General features: G+C 72.1%; 10 protein-coding genes. 2 read left to right on the top strand and 8 right to left on the bottom strand.

The window, feature by feature from the left end; translation table 11 throughout:
- Positions 1 to 153: 153 nt before the first annotated feature.
- Both QMF80_RS23570 and proS read right to left on the bottom strand, forming a co-directional pair.
- Positions 154 to 753, bottom strand: a complete 600-nt coding sequence (locus QMF80_RS23570) for a hypothetical protein (RefSeq protein ID WP_283456382.1) — start codon at positions 751 to 753, stop codon at positions 154 to 156.
- 199 nt (positions 754 to 952) lie between these two features.
- Entirely contained in the window at positions 953 to 2,365 is a 1,413-nt protein-coding gene (gene proS / locus QMF80_RS23565; protein ID WP_283456381.1) for a proline--tRNA ligase, read from the bottom strand.
- A gap of 132 nt (positions 2,366 to 2,497) precedes the next feature.
- Here proS and QMF80_RS23560 point away from each other — a divergent pair, with 132 nt between their 5' ends.
- Positions 2,498 to 3,181 carry a methyltransferase type 11 gene (locus QMF80_RS23560; protein ID WP_283456379.1) on the top strand — a complete coding sequence of 228 codons (684 nt, stop codon included), beginning with the start codon at positions 2,498 to 2,500 and terminating at the stop codon, positions 3,179 to 3,181.
- A 30-nt stretch (positions 3,182 to 3,211) separates the two neighbouring features.
- Here the strand turns inward: QMF80_RS23560 and ftsH are convergent, their stop codons facing one another.
- The 6 genes from ftsH to nsdA form a co-directional block, all read right to left on the bottom strand.
- Positions 3,212 to 5,164: an ATP-dependent zinc metalloprotease FtsH gene (gene ftsH, locus QMF80_RS23555; protein ID WP_283456377.1), complete on the bottom strand. Its 1,953-nt coding sequence runs from the start codon at positions 5,162 to 5,164 to the stop codon at positions 3,212 to 3,214.
- A gap of 117 nt (positions 5,165 to 5,281) precedes the next feature.
- Entirely contained in the window at positions 5,282 to 6,853 is a 1,572-nt protein-coding gene (gene ffh, locus QMF80_RS23550; protein WP_283456375.1) for a signal recognition particle protein, read from the bottom strand.
- A gap of 211 nt (positions 6,854 to 7,064) precedes the next feature.
- Positions 7,065 to 9,497, bottom strand: a complete 2,433-nt coding sequence (locus QMF80_RS23545) for a [protein-PII] uridylyltransferase (RefSeq protein WP_283456373.1) — start codon at positions 9,495 to 9,497, stop codon at positions 7,065 to 7,067.
- Between the two features lie 181 nt (positions 9,498 to 9,678).
- Positions 9,679 to 10,017, bottom strand: a complete 339-nt coding sequence (locus QMF80_RS23540; RefSeq protein WP_283456371.1) for a P-II family nitrogen regulator — start codon at positions 10,015 to 10,017, stop codon at positions 9,679 to 9,681.
- Positions 10,014 to 11,357, bottom strand: a complete 1,344-nt coding sequence (locus QMF80_RS23535) for an ammonium transporter (RefSeq protein ID WP_283456369.1) — start codon at positions 11,355 to 11,357, stop codon at positions 10,014 to 10,016. The genes QMF80_RS23540 and QMF80_RS23535 overlap by 4 nt, the downstream gene beginning before the upstream one ends.
- A gap of 324 nt (positions 11,358 to 11,681) precedes the next feature.
- Positions 11,682 to 13,208, bottom strand: a complete 1,527-nt coding sequence (nsdA, locus tag QMF80_RS23530) for a transcriptional repressor NsdA (protein WP_502962905.1) — start codon at positions 13,206 to 13,208, stop codon at positions 11,682 to 11,684.
- Between the two features lie 396 nt (positions 13,209 to 13,604).
- On the opposite strand from nsdA, the gene QMF80_RS23525 reads away from it, so the two are divergent.
- Entirely contained in the window at positions 13,605 to 14,273 is a 669-nt protein-coding gene (locus QMF80_RS23525; protein ID WP_283456367.1) for a bifunctional DNA primase/polymerase, read from the top strand.
- The last annotated feature ends 202 nt before the right edge of the window (positions 14,274 to 14,475 follow it).

Below are 14,475 nucleotides of genomic sequence, written 5' to 3'. Positions count from 1 at the left end.
CACGTGGGGTTGCGGTACTCGGGTGCCCGATGGACGCGTCAGCCGTAGGAGAGAGGGGTCCTGTTCGACTGTCGAGTACAGCTAGCCATTGTGCCACATGCCTGCGGCCCTTCCACCCGGGGCCGCCCGCACCCGCCCCGGACCCGGCGGTGCTCAGGAGGCCGCGGCCGCGACCGCTACCTCGGGGATGCGGAAGGGCTTGCCGCAGCCCCCGCACACGATCGGGGCCTGGGCGAGCACCGACGGTACGACCCGGACATTGCGCCCGCAGTCGCAGACGGCCTTGACGCGCACGCCGCCGCCGGAGGAGCCGTGCCGTGCGGCCGGTCCGCGGAAGCTGCGCTTGGTGTCGGCGGAGGTGGCCGCGGTGTGGGCCTTCAGGGCGCGCTGGAGGCGCTCCATGGTCGGCCGGTACCGCTTCTTCGCCTCGGGATTGAGGGCGACCAGCGAGAAGCCACTGCTGGCGTGCGGCTCTTCGGAGTGGTCCAGGCCCATCTCCTCGGCGATCGCGAGGAATCTGCGGTTGTGGTAGCGGCCGGCACGCGAGGTGTCTCGGACGCCGCGGGCTGCGGCGATGCCGTGGACTGCCTCGTGCAGCAGTCGCTCGAAGGAGAGTTCGCCGCCACAGGCGGACGAGGACTCTCCGATCAGGGACTCGGGCGCGGCAAGGTCAGGCAGCTCGGGGTGGTACCGCTGAATATCGGCCCACGCCTGCGCCAGCTCTGCGGCGAGAACAGGTGGTGTCGTGCTCACGTCGTGACAACGAGCCGGGGTGCCCCGGTGTTCCGATTCCGGGCCATTCCAAATTTTTTGCACGTACCAGTCAGTTCAGTCTCATGCGTCCTGATGAGGCCGGGTGCGCATAACTCCGGAGGAGTCGGTACGTATGGGTGTGCCCCCGGAGGTGGTCAGTCACCGTCCGGGGGCACACCCAGCGTCACTTCAGGTCACATCAGTAGGAACGCGCCACGATCGCGACGGTCCCCGGGGCGTCGTCCGCCAGCGGTACCGACCCGTCCTCGGCGACCAGGCAGCGTACGGAAACGGCCTGCTCGGCGAGCTTCGCCTCGCCCGCCGGACCGAGGTCCGCCCACGGGATCCGCGCCCAGCCACCGGCGATGGCGGCCTCGGCGGCCTCCCCGATGGTCGCGACGTCGGAGGTACGGGACTCACGGCGCTCGCGGGACTCGCGCAGCAGCTGCGCCTGGTCCTCCTCCAGCACCTTGGGCAGCAGGTCGGCCAGGGCCGTGATCTGCACCGGCTCCTTGCCGCCCGGGATCCGGCGGGCCAGCATCGCGGTGCCGGCCTCCAGGTCGCGGGGGCCGATCTCGATGCGGACCGGTACGCCCTTGAGCTCCCAGTCCACGGCGCGGCGGCCGAAGGGGGTGTCGACGCGGTCGTCGACCTGCACGCGCAGGCCCGCGGCCTTGAGCTGGGCGCCCAGCTCGCGCACCTTCGCGACGGCCTCGTCGCCCTTGATCGCCATGACGACGACCTGGACGGCGGCCAGCCGCGGCGGCACCCGCAGGCCGTTGTCGTCGCCGTGGGACATGATCAGGCCGCCGACCATGCGGGTGGAGACGCCCCAGGAGGTCTGCCAGACGAGCTCCTGCTTCCCCTCCTTGGAGAGGTACTGGGTGTTGAAGGCCTTGGCGAAGTTGGTGCCCAGCTCGTGGCTGGTGCCCAGCTGCAGCGCCTTGCCGTCGCCCATCATGCCCTCGAGGGTGAGGGTGTTGATGGCACCCGCGAAGCGCTCCTTGGCGGTCTTGCGGCCGAGCACGACGTCGATGCCGAGCACGTTCGTCATGAAGTCGCCGTAGACGTCGCGGTGGATCCGCGCGGCGTACTCACGGGCGTCCTCGTAGGTGGCGTGGGCCGTGTGACCCTCCTGCCAGAGGAACTCGCTCGTACGGAGGAAGATGCGCGGACGCATTTCCCAGCGGACCACGTTCGCCCACTGGTTGATCAGCAGGGGCAGGTCGCGGTAGCTCTGGACCCACTTCGAGAAGTAGTCGTTGATGATCGTCTCGGAGGTGGGCCGGACGACGACCGGCTCGTCCAGCTCCTTGCCGCCGCCGTGCGTGACGATCGCCAGCTCGGGGGCGAAGCCCTCGACGTGCTCGGCTTCCTTCGTCAGGTACGACTGCGGGATGAACAGCGGGAAGTACGCGTTCTGGGCGCCCGCGTCCTTGATGCGCGCGTCCATCTCCTGCTGCATCCGCTCCCACAGGCCGTAGCCGTACGGCCGGATGACCATGGTGCCGCGTACCGGACCGTTGTCGGCCAGCTCGGCCTTGTTGATCAGATCCTGGTACCAGCGGGGGAAATCCTCCGCCTGGGGGGTGAGAACGGGTGCCTTTGCCATGGCGCGAATGGTACGGCGCCGGGCGCGCCGAGCGTGAATCGGGTCCGGCGCTCCTCTGGACGCGGGGGCGAATGGGGAGTTCCCTGGCAACGGGGGCCAAGGGGGCGACATGGAATCAGGAGCGCTCTTTCGATGACACCGACGCCGACGGCGACGCTCGTCGCCCGGGACTGGGCGGAAATCCAGGAACGGATGCTGGTACCGCTGTACGAGGCGGTTTACGACCGGCTGGAGGTCGGGCCGGGTGACCGGCTGCTCGGCCTGGACTGCGGAGCCGGGCTCGGCCTGCTGCTGGCCGCGGGCCGGGGAGCCCGGGTGACCGGGGTCGAGGGACGGCCCGCGCTGCGGGCCCTGGCCGGGGAACGCGTCCTGGAGGTGCTGGCCGCGCCGCCCGCGCCCGCGCCGGACCGGCGCCCGTACGACCTGCTCACGGCCGTCTGCCCGGATCCCAGGGAGCTGCCGGGCGGGCTGGCGGTGCTGCGGCGGGGCGCCGCGGTGGTGCTGGCCGACTGGGGGCCGCCCGAGCGGTGCACCGTGCCGTCGGTGCTCGGCGGGGGTCCGGCGCCGCTCGACCTGGACGCGCTGGTGGAGGCGGCCGGGCTGCGGCCGGACGGCTCGGGGCGGGTGTTCTGCCCCTTCGGGTACGCCGACATGGAGAGCGCGGCCCGCGGGCTGCTCTCCACCGGGCTGTACGACGGCTCGGACCCGGTGCTGGCCGAGAAGGAACTCACCGAGGCCCTCCACCCGTACGAACGGGCGGACGGGACGGTGTGGTTGCCGAACATCTTCCGGTACGTGGTCGCCCGGACGGAGTAACCGGGCGGCGGCGCGGTGGCGGGCGCGGCCCTATCTCGCCAGCCGGGTGATGCCCGCCGCCTCGTACGCCGCCACCTCTTCCAGGGTCTCGTTCGCGAGCAGCGCCTCGACGAGCGCGTCCAGCTTGTCGCGGTTCTCGCGCAGCAGGCGGCAGGCGGTCTCGTAGCACTCGTCGACGATCCGCCGCATCTCGGCGTCCACCGCGTCCAGGGTGGCGGGGGCCGCCGAGAGGCCGTAGGCGCTCTGGGCGTCCGCGGGGATCGCGGTCAGCCTGCCGACGCGTTCGCTCATGCCCCAGCGGCCGACCATGCCCCGGGCCAGGTTCGTCACCTGTTCGAGGTCGTTCTCGGCGCCGGTGGTGATGACGTCGTAGACGATCTGTTCGGCGGCCATGCCGCCGAGCGCGCCGATGATCCGGCCGCGCAGGTACTCCTCGGTGTACGCGTACCGGTCGGCGTCCGGGGTGGACAGGGTGACGCCGAGGGCCCGGCCGCGCGGCACGATGGTGATCTTGCGGACCGGGTCGGCGCCCGGCTGGAGCATGCCGAGCAGTGCGTGTCCGCCCTCGTGGTACGCCGTCCTGCGGCGCTCCTCCTCGGGCATGACCAGCGGCCGCTCCGCGCCGAGCTGAACCTTCTCCAGGGCGTCGGAGAGGTCGGTCTGGGTGACGGCCTTCTGCTCCCGCTTGACGGCGAGCAGCGCGGCCTCGTTGGCGAGGTTGGCGAGTTCGGCGCCGGTCATCCCCGGGGTCGTACGGGCCACCTGGGCCAGGCTGACCTCCTCGGCCAGCGGGATGTCCCGGGTGTGGATGCGCAGGATCGCCTCGCGGCCGCCCCGGTCGGGCGGGGAGACCACGACGGTGCGGTCGAAGCGGCCGGGCCGGGTGAGGGCGGGGTCGAGGACGTCGGCCCGGTTGGTGGCGGCGAGGACGACCACTCCTTCGGAACCGGAGAATCCGTCCATCTCGGTGAGGATCTGGTTCAGGGTCTGTTCGCGTTCGTCGTGCCCGCCCATGCCCGAGCCGCCGCCCCGGGCCCGGCCGATGGTGTCGATCTCGTCGATGAAGATGATCGCGGGGGCGACCTTGCGGGCCTCGGTGAACAGTTCGCGGACCCGTGAGGCGCCGACGCCGACGATCATCTCGATGAACTCGGAGGCGGAGGCGGAGAAGAAGGGCACTCCGGCCTCGCCGGCGACCGCGCGGGCGAGCAGGGTCTTGCCGGTGCCGGGCGGCCCCGCGAGCAGGACGCCGCCGGGCATCCGGGCGCCCATCCGGTGGTAGCGCTCGGGGTTCTTGAGGAAGTCGACGACCTCGCTCAGCTCGCCCTCGACCTCGTCGATGCCCGCGACGTCCTCGAAGGTGGTGCGCTTGCCGCCCTCCAGCTCGACCGGCTTGGGCGGCTGTTTGCGGCCGAGTCCGCCGGGGCCGCCCATGCCGCCGCCGCTCATCCGGCGGGCGATGAGCACCCACAGGCCGACGAGCAGCAGCATCGGGGCCAGTGAGATCAGCAGGTTGGCCAGGAAGCTGCGGTGTTCGACGACCGGGGAGGCGGTGACGACGACGCCCTTGCCGGTGAGGTTGGCCCAGAGCTGGTCGTCGGCGAAGGCGGGACGCTGGGTGACGAACTTGGTGTAGTCGCCGTCGCCGTCGGGGACCGGGGCCTTGGCCTTCAGCTGGCCCTGGATGGCATCGCCCTTGGAGTAGATCTTCGAGACGTTGCCGTTCGTGACCTGCTTGCTGAACTCGGTGTACGAGATGGTCGGCTCGTCGCCCTCGTTGAAGAAGGACAGCACCAGGTTGGTCAGCAGGTAGACGACGAGGGCGGTCAGCACCAGGCCGCGCCAGCCTCCGGGCATCTTCTTCTTGACGGGCGGGGCGGGCGGGGCGCCCTCGGAGCGCCAGGGCGTGTCGGCCCGGTCGCGCGGCGGTACGGGGGTGGGGCTGGGCACGGGGCCTCCTTCTGCCGTCCTCCCGGCCGACATTAGGCCACGAACCGGACCGGTGCCCGATCGACGCGAAGGGCCCCGGCCGCTTGTCGCGACCGGGGCCCTTCGAGGTGCGTACGGCTTCTGACGTGCCGCTCGCATGCTGCTTCCGTGCTACTTCATGAACTTCTTGAACTCGTCCGGGAGTTCGAAGTCCTGGCCCGGGGCGCCCGCCGGGAGGCCGAAGGGGTTGCCCGCGTCGCCGCCCGGCTCGACGGCCTGCGGTCCCTGCTCCTTGCGGACGGCGGCCGCGGCCTCCTCTTCCTTGCGCTTCATCGGGTTACCGCTCTTGCGCTTGCCCTTGGCCTGCTTGATCTGCTTCTTCTGACGGCCGGGGCCGCCACCCATGCCCGGCATGCCCGGCATCCCGGGCATGCCGCCGCCCTGAGCCATGCGGGACATCATCTTGCGGGCCTCGAAGAACCGCTCGACGAGCGACTTCACGGCGCTGACCTCGACGCCAGCACCCTTGGCGATACGGGCGCGGCGCGAGCCGTTGATGATCGTCGGGTCCTGGCGCTCGGCCGGGGTCATCGACTTGATGACGGCCGCGGTGCGGTCGACGTCACGCTCGTCGATGTTGTTGATCTGGTCCTTGATCTGCCCCATGCCGGGCAGCATGCCGAGCAGCTTGGAGATGGAGCCCATCTTGCGGACCTGCTCCATCTGGGCGAGGAAGTCGTCGAGCGTGAACTCCTTCGGCCCCTTCGCCAGCTTGGCCGCCATCTTCTCGGCTTCGGCCTGGCTGAAGGTCTTCTCGGCCTGCTCGATCAGGGTGAGCATGTCACCCATATCGAGGATCCGGCCCGCCATGCGGTCCGGGTGGAAGGCGTCGAACTCGTCGAGCTTCTCGCCGTTCGAGGCGAAGATGATCTGCTTGCCGGTGACGTGCGCGATGGAGAGCGCGGCGCCGCCGCGGGCGTCGCCGTCGAGCTTGGACAGCACCACGCCGTCGAAGCCGACGCCGTCGCGGAAGGCCTCGGCGGTGTTGACCGCGTCCTGGCCGATCATCGCGTCGACGACGAAGAGGATCTCGTCGGGGCTGACGGCGTCGCGGATGTCCGCGGCCTGCCGCATCAGTTCCTCGTCGATGCCGAGGCGGCCCGCGGTGTCGACGATCACGACGTCGAACTGCTTGGTACGGGCGTACTCGATGGAGTCCTTGGCGACCTTGACCGGGTCGCCGACGCCGTTGCCGGGCTCGGGCGCGTAGACCGAGACGCCCGCGCGCTCGGCGACCACGCTGAGCTGGTTGACGGCGTTGGGGCGCTGGAGGTCGCACGCGACGAGCAGCGGGGCGTGGCCCTGGCCCTTGAGCCAGAGGCCGAGCTTTCCGGCGAGGGTGGTCTTACCGGCGCCCTGGAGGCCCGCGAGCATGATCACGGTGGGGGCGGTCTTGGCGAACCGCAGGCGGCGGGTCTCGCCGCCGAGGATCCCGACGAGTTCCTCGTTGACGATCTTGAGGACCTGCTGGCCGGGGTTGAGGGCCTTGGAGACCTCTACGCCGAGGGAGCGCTCCTTGACCTTCGCGATGAAGGACCGGACGACGGGGAGGGCGACGTCTGCCTCGAGGAGGGCGATACGGATTTCCCGGGCCGCAGCGTCGATGTCCTGCTCGGAGAGGCGACCTTTGCCCCGGAGGCTCTTGAAGGTCGCGCTGAGGCGGTCGGAAAGCGTATCGAACACGGTAGTCGCGATTCCTCGGGTCGGGGGCGTGTGGTCGCCCCCCAGGGTATCGGGCCCCGCCGCGTGCTGAACCCTGCGGGGCGGACCCGCGCCGCAATCCCCGGCGGGGCTCGACATGTCCGCGCCTCGATCGCCGACGGGGCTCGAAGACACCCTCGGACGCCGGGCGGCCCGGAGTCGCCCCCGGCAGGGCGGCGCGCACGGGCCGCGGCTACGTCAGGGCCGACTGGACCGCCGCGGCCAGGGACGCCGCTTGCGCGGCGGGCAGGGGTTTGCCGTCGACGTCCGTCACGTACAGGGTGTCCACCGCGTTCGCGCCCAGCGTGGACACGTGCGCGCTGCGGACCCTGACCCCGCCCGCGTCCAGCGCCCGCCCGATCCGGTGCAGCAGCCCCACCGCGTCCGGCGCCCGTACCTCCAGCACCGTCGCCAGCGAGGACACCTCCGGGACCACCGCGACCCGGGGCGGCGGCGGGACGACCCCCCGGCGCCGGGGGTAGGCGGCCTCCCGGTCGGCCAGTTTCGCGGGGACGTCGAGGGAGCCGTCCAGGGCCCGGATCAGGTCGGTCCGCAGCAGCGCCCCCTGCGGCAGGGACCCGTACTCGGCGGCGACCCGCCACCGCAGCACCAGCACCTCCCCCAGCTCGTCCGGGAGTTCCACGGTCCGCAGGTCGGCGGCCCGGACGGTGAGCCGGTGCAGGGCCAGTACCCCGGCCGCCGCGGGCAGTACCCCCGGCTGGTCGCGGACGGCCACGATCAGCTCGACCCCGACCGCGTCCTCCTCCTGGCGGGCGTACAGGGCCAGCGCGGGCTCCCCCGTGCGCAGCGCCTCCACCGCGAGCCGCTCCTGCTCCGCGCCCGGCGGCCGCGCGGTCACGCCCGCGTCGGCGGCGACGGCGTCCCCGGCCAGGACCGCGCCGACCCGGTTCACCAGGTCGGCGACGAGCGAGCCCCGCCAGGTGCTCCACGCGGCGGGCCCGGTGGCCAGCGCGTCGGCCTCGGTCAGGGCGTGCAGCAGCTCCAGGGTGCCCGCCGACCCCACCGCGTCGGCGACGGAGCGGACGGTGGCGGGGTCGTCCAGGTCGCGCCGGGTGGCGGTGTCGATGAGCAGGAGGTGGTGACGTACCAGCGTGCTCAGCACGGCGACGTCGTCCGCGTCGAAGCCGACCCGTACGGCCATGTCGCGGGCGATGGTCTCGCCCACCACCGAGTGGTCCCCGGGCCAGCCCTTGCCGATGTCGTGCAGCAGGGCGGCCATGAGCAGCAGGTCGGGGCGGCCGACCCGGCGGGTGAGGGCGGACGCGCGGACGGCGGTCTCGATCAGGTGCCGGTCGACGGTCCAGGTGTGGACGGGGTTGCGCTGGGGGCGGCAGCGCACCCGCTCCCAGTCGGGCAGCAGCCGGGTGATCAGGCCCTCGGCCTCCAGCGCCTCCCAGACGGCCACGGTGGGCTCGCCCGCGCCGAGCAGGGTCAGCAGCTGCTCGCGGGCGTCGGCGGGCCAGGGCACGGGCAGCGGTTTCCCGTGCGCGGCCAGGCGGCGTACGGCGTGCAGCGAGACGGGGAGTCCGGCCTGCGCGGCGGCGGCCCCGAGCCGCAGGGCGAGCACGGGGTCCCGTTCCGGCCGGGCGGCCAGGGCCAGGACCGCCTCGCCGTCCTGTTCCACGATCCCGTCGGCGAGCGGCGCCCGCTCCACGGCGGCCGTCCCCCGGGTCCCGAGCAGCCCGCGCAGCCGCGGCCGCGAGGCCCGCGCCCGCAGCACCCGGCCGACCTCGCGCCAGGTGACGTCCCCTGCGTAGGAGACGACCCGCGCGGCTTCGTACACCTCCCGCAGCAGCGCGTCCGCGTCCAGCAGTCCGAGCCGCGCGGCGACCTGGTCCTGTTCCTGGAGGGAGAGCCGGTCGGTGGCCCGCCCGGTCACCAGGTGGAGCGCGTCGCGGGCGTCGAGGAGGCGCCGCCGGGCCTCGGCCAGACCCTCGCGCGGGGCGTCGGCCAGCCAGGAGGCGGCCACGGCCCGCAGCGCGGTGACGTCGCGGAGCCCGCCGCGGGCCTCCTTGAGGTCGGGTTCGAGGAGGAAGCGCAGCTCCCCGCACCGCTCGGCCCGCTCCCGGCACAGCGCGTGCAGCTGCGGGAGCCGTTTGACGGCCTGGTTCCGCCAGTCGGCGAGGACGGAGGTGCGCAGCCCGGCGAGGAGTCCGAGGTCTCCGGCGACGGGGCGCGCGTCCAGCAGTCCGAGGTGCGCCTTGAGGTCCTCGGCGGCCGTCTTACGGGCTTCGCCGGGGGTGCGTACGGAGTGGTCGAGGGCGACGCCCAGGTCCCACACGGGGTACCAGATCCGGTCGGCGAGGACGCGCAGCGCCTTGGGGTCCGCCTTGCCGTCGTGCAGCAGGAGCAGGTCGAGGTCGCTGCGCGGGGAGAGTTCACCGCGCCCGTATCCGCCGACGGCGACCAGGGTGGCGCCGCGGACCCCGCTCTCCCGTACGGCTTCGGCGAACAGGGCGTTCAGCCAGCCGTCGGTCAGCCCGGAGAGGGCGGAACGCCGCTCGGGCCCGGACCGCGACTCCTCCTGGAGGAGTCGCAGCCGGGCCGCGGCGTATCCGCCGGGTCCCGGGTCGGCCGTACCGGTCGTGTCGTCGACGCTCGTCACCCGGGGCTCCTGTCAGCTAGTGCCGCGTCGGGCAGTGTTTGCCCGTTGAGGAGCGGCGTACGGTGCGTGCCCTCGGCGTGCCGGCCGGAAGCCCTCGTACTGGACGTACGTGGGCTTCCGGCCGGTGCGGCGAGAGTGCGTGCGGGGCGTCGCGACGGGGCGAACGTCGCCTGACGCGGCACTAGAGCGCGTCAGCGCCGCGCTCGCCGGTGCGGACCCGGACGACCGAGTCCACGGGGACACTCCACACCTTGCCGTCACCGATCTTGCCGGTCCGGGCGGCCTCGACCACGACACGCATGACGTCCTCGGCCGCGTCGTCCTCGACGACCACCTCGATGCGGATCTTCGGGACGAGGTCGACGGTGTACTCGGCGCCCCGGTAGACCTCGGTGTGCCCGCGCTGGCGGCCGTACCCGCTGGCCTCGGAGACGGTCAGGCCGTGGATCCCGAAGGTCTGCAGGGCCTCCTTGATCTCGTCGAGCCGGTGCGGCTTGACGATCGCGGTGATGAGCTTCATGCATCCACCTTCTTGCTGGCAGCGGCGACGTGGGCGGAACCGGCGGGCCGGGACGAGGCACCGCCACCGGCTCCGCTGAAGTCGTATGCGGTCTCGGCGTGCTCGACCTGGTCGATGCCCGAGACCTCGTCGTCCTCGGTGACACGCATGCCCATCGTCTTGTCGAGGAGGAAGGCGAGGACCGCGGACGCGACGAGAGAGTACGCGAGGACCGAGAAGACTCCGACGGCCTGCTTGCCGAGCTGGGCGAGCCCGCCGCCGTAGAAGAGACCGGCCGCGTCGGACTGCACCCCGCCGGTGGCGAAGAGGCCGATGAGGAGGGAGCCGAGGACACCGCCGACCAGGTGTACGCCGACCACGTCGAGGGAGTCGTCGAAGCCGAACCTGTACTTGAGGCCCACCGCCATGGCGCAGACGACACCGGCGATGGCGCCGATCGCGATGGCGCCGAGCGGGGAGCAGGAGCCGCCGGAGGGGGTGATGGCGACGAGGCCCGCGACCGCGCCGGAGGCGGCGCCGAGGGTGGTGAAGGAGCCGTGGCGCAGCTTCTCGTAGCCGAGCCAGGCGAGCATGGCGGCGGCGGTGGCGACCTGGGTGTTGACGAACATGACGGCGCCGACGCCGTCGTCGTTGCCGAGCCAGGATCCGGCGTTGAAGCCGAACCAGCCGAACCAGAGCAGGCCCGCGCCGAGCATCACCAGGGGCAGGCTGTGCGGGCGCATCGGGTCCTTCTTGAAGCCGACGCGCTTGCCGATCACCAGGATGACGCCGAGGGCGGCGGCGCCCGCGTTGATGTGGACGGCGGTGCCGCCCGCGAAGTCGATGACGCCGAGCTCGAAGAGCCAGCCGCCCGCGCCCCAGACCCAGTGGGCGACGGGGAAGTAGACGAGGGTGACCCACATGGTGATGAAGAGGGCCCAGGCGCTGAACTTCACCCGGTCGGCGAGGGCGCCGCTGATCAGGGCCGGGGTGATGATCGCGAACATGAGCTGGAAGACCGCGAAGACGTACACCGGGATGGTGTAGCCGTCCCACAGCTCGGTGACGCCGATGCCGCTGAGGCCGACGTAGTCGGAGGTCCAGCCGATCAGTGAGCCCTTGTCGGTGCCGAAGGCGAGGCTGAAGCCGTAGAGGACCCAGAGGATCGTGACGATCCCGAGGCTGATGAAGCTCATCATCAGCATGTTGAGACTGCTCTTGACGCGGACCATGCCTCCGTAGAAGAAGGCGAGACCCGGGGTCATCAGCATGACCAGGGCGGAGCAGATGAGCATGAACCCGGTGTTCGCGGCAGACAGCGTCGGGGCGTCTGCCGCGAGGGTCGTGATGGCTGATGCCATCGGCGTCTCCTCGTCGTCGGTACGGTCGCGTGCGGGCGATCGTGGAAAACCTGAGCGGCGTTAAGGGGGCCCGGCCTGGAGAGCGGGCGGGGCTGGCCGGTTATGGCCCTGAGATTCGCGCAGGCCGGTTTCCGGCGGCGCCGCTGGGTGTTTCGCGCCGATGACGAAGGCGTGGTGACTGTTACGGGGTGATGAACAGGGGCGGCCCGTGGTCCGGCCAGGGCGGTCTTCCGGCGACCTGGCACAGGGCCCCGCGATCGGGCCGCACAGGAGGGTCGCCGCGGCCCGGGGCCTCGGGTGCGGCCCGGGTGGCCCGGACGAACCTCAGACGGCCTCGGCGGACTCCGGGAGGCGGGCCGCGAGGTGGTCGGTGAGGCGGACCACGTCGGCGACGTGACCGTACTCACGGGCGGCGGTGTCGACGGTCTTGCGCAGGCGGGTGTTCACGCGCTCGGACCGCACCTTTTTCGCCACGTCGAGGGCCTGGCCGACGAGGACGGCCGACTGCTCGGGCTCGCGCTGGAGCAGGTGGACGGTGGCCATGCCGATGAGGTTGAGGGCGTAGGAGCGCTGGTGCTCGTCGTCCGTGGCGAAGAGCTCGACGGCCTTCTGCATGACGGGTTCGGCGAGCGAGGCGTAAGTGGGGCTGCGCCCGGCGACGTAGGCGAGGTCCCGGAAGGAGTGGGCGTTCTCGCCGTTCAGTTCGGCCTCGGAGAAGAAGCGGATCCAGTCGGGCTCGGTCTCGCCGCCGAACTCGACGTCCCCGAAGGTGTCCTCAGCCATCCGGACGGCCCGCTTGCAGCGGCTGGGCTGGCCCATGTTGGCGTAGGCGCGGGCCTCCATCGCATACAGCATGGCCTGGGTGCGGGGACCGGCGCAGTCGCGGCTGCCGTACTGGGCGAGGTGGATGAGTTCCAGGGCGTCCTCGGGGCGGCCGAGGTGGATCATCTGGCGGCTCATGTTGGAGAGGATGTACGAGCCGAGCGGCTTGTCCCCGGCTTCCTTGGAGGCGTGCAGGGCCAGGACGAAGTACTTCTGGGCGGTGGGGTGCAGCCCGATGTCGTAGCTCATCCAGCCCGCGAGTTCGGCGAGTTCGGCCGCGACCTTGAAGAGGCGTTTCATGACCGGGGCCGGGTGACTCTCCTGGAGCAGATCGGTGACCTCGTGGAGCTGGCCCACGACGGCCTTGCGCCGCAGGCCGCCGCCGCACTGGGCGTCCCACTGGCGGAACATCACGGTGGTGGCTTCGAGGAGGTCGAGTTCGGGCTCGGAGAGCCGGGGCGGCCGGTAGCCGCCGAGGGCGCCGGGCCGGGTGCCCGCCGGTCCCGCTTCCCGCGATCCCGGGTCGGCGGCCGGGGCGGGGACGAGCCAGCGCTGCATGGGCTCGATGAGGGCGGGACCGGCGGAGAGCGCGAGCGAGGTCCCGAGGAACCCGCGGCGGGCCAGCATCAGGTCGCTGCGGGAGAACTCGCCGAGCAGGGTGACGGTCTGGTCGCCCGCCCAGGGCAGGTCGACGCCGGAGACGGAGGGGGTCTGGTGGGCGGAGCGCAGACCGAGCTGCTCGATGGCGACGACGCTGCCGAAGCGTTCGGAGAACAGCTCGGAGAGGATCCGCGGGACGGGTTCGCGGGGCTGTTCGCCGTCGAGCCAGCGGCGCACCCGGGAGGTGTCGGTGCTGATGTGGTGGGCGCCCATCTGGCGGGCCCGGCGGTTGACCTGGCGGGCGAGTTCGCCCTTGGACCAGCCGCTGCGGACGAACCACGACGTCAGCTGTTCGTTGAGCCGGGGATCCTCACCGCGGCCGGGCGCGGCCGGGTCCGCGTCGGCTCCGCTTGCGCCACTGCCGCTCACTGGAACGCCCCCATCCGCTCAACCTCTTCCACGCACACCCTGGCCGGACCCGGGTGGCCCTCCGTGGGCCTTCACAAGCCCTTCACAGATTGCCTCCGGCATACCCACGGGCGGGCGGCCTTCGGGGGTTCGTGCACTGAAAGTAATCCTACGATCACCCCTACGGCGAGGCTGTTTCCGGAATCGCCACCATTCGCCACCCCTTCGAATGAACTCGCCACGCGCCAAGCACGATTCACTTGACACGGGACGACCCGTAGTCGGCGCAGCCGTGTACGCCGGGGCGCGCACGGCGAGGAGTGCGCCGGACGCGGCCTTCGGACCGCGGGGTCGGCGACCGCGTCGCGGTGAGGTCGTAACCCCCGGCGCGTTCGACCCGTTGGAGGGGGCATGGGCATGGGCTTCACGATCGGCGGCAGCCGGAGCACCAAGGAGTTCCGGTCCGGCACTCGGCGCCGGGGCCGGATGTCGGAATGCACAGCGGTGGCCGAGTACACGGGACTGTGGGGCTGGGACGCGGTCCCCGGCGCCCGGGCCGCGGCGCCCGGCCGGGACTGCTCCTGCGGGGACCCGCGGTGCGCGGCCCCCGGGGCGCACCCGCTGGACATCGGGGCGGCGGTCCGCGCGGGCGCCACCCTGGACGAGGTCACGGACACCTGGGGCGGTTTCCCGGGCGCCGCGGTGCTCCTGCCCGCGGGCCGGTCCTTCGACGTCATCGAGGTCTCCGCGGAGGCCGGGCGGCAGGCGCTGGTGCGCCTGGAGCGGATGGGCCTGCCACTGGGCCCGGTGACCGCGACCCCCGACGGGCGGGCCCAGTTCTTCGTGGCCCCCGGGGCGGCGGGTGAGCTGCCGCAGCTGCTGTACCGGATGGGCTGGGACGACGCGGACCTCGACCTGCGGGCCCTGGGCCAGGGCGCCTTCGTCACGGCGCCGCCCTCCGACCACGCCGGGCTCGGGCCGGTGGTCTGGCTGCGGCCGCCCACCCTGGACTCCGCGGGCCGCCCCCCGCAGGCCCGGCTGCTGCTGGGCACCCTGGCCTACATCTGCCACCGCTTCCAGCGGTAGACCCCCTCCGCACACGGCAGGGCCCCCGCACCGGTGGGCGGTTTCTAGCGGTCGTTGCAACACGTGGTCGGTTGTCTAGATGAATGAGTCCAAGGGATGACCTGCGGACATAGGACGAGGGCATCCAGAGTCTGTGTGTGAAGACCGACTTGGACACCCTCGCCACAGCACTCTATGCCCGGATCGACGACGAGTTGAAGGC

The sequence above is a fragment of the Streptomyces sp. G-G2 genome, assembly GCF_030063135.1.
Classification (GTDB): Bacteria; Actinomycetota; Actinomycetes; order Streptomycetales; family Streptomycetaceae; genus Streptomyces.
Note: the sequence above shows the minus strand (reverse complement) of the source record. Positions and strands in the feature narration are given on the sequence as shown.

What these genes read in the sequence shown, in the direction of transcription:
- proS (WP_283456381.1), bottom strand. Translation starts at nt 2,365, where the DNA reads ATGGCAAAGGCACCCGTTCTCACCCCCCAGGCGGAGGATTTCCCCCGC.
- QMF80_RS23560 (WP_283456379.1), top strand. Translation starts at nt 2,498, where the DNA reads ATGACACCGACGCCGACGGCGACGCTCGTCGCCCGGGACTGGGCGGAA.
- ftsH (WP_283456377.1), bottom strand. Translation starts at nt 5,164, where the DNA reads ATGTCGGCCGGGAGGACGGCAGAAGGAGGCCCCGTGCCCAGCCCCACC.
- QMF80_RS23540 (WP_283456371.1), bottom strand. Translation starts at nt 10,017, where the DNA reads ATGAAGCTCATCACCGCGATCGTCAAGCCGCACCGGCTCGACGAGATC.
- QMF80_RS23535 (WP_283456369.1), bottom strand. Translation starts at nt 11,357, where the DNA reads ATGGCATCAGCCATCACGACCCTCGCGGCAGACGCCCCGACGCTGTCT.
- QMF80_RS23525 (WP_283456367.1), top strand. Translation starts at nt 13,605, where the DNA reads ATGGGCTTCACGATCGGCGGCAGCCGGAGCACCAAGGAGTTCCGGTCC.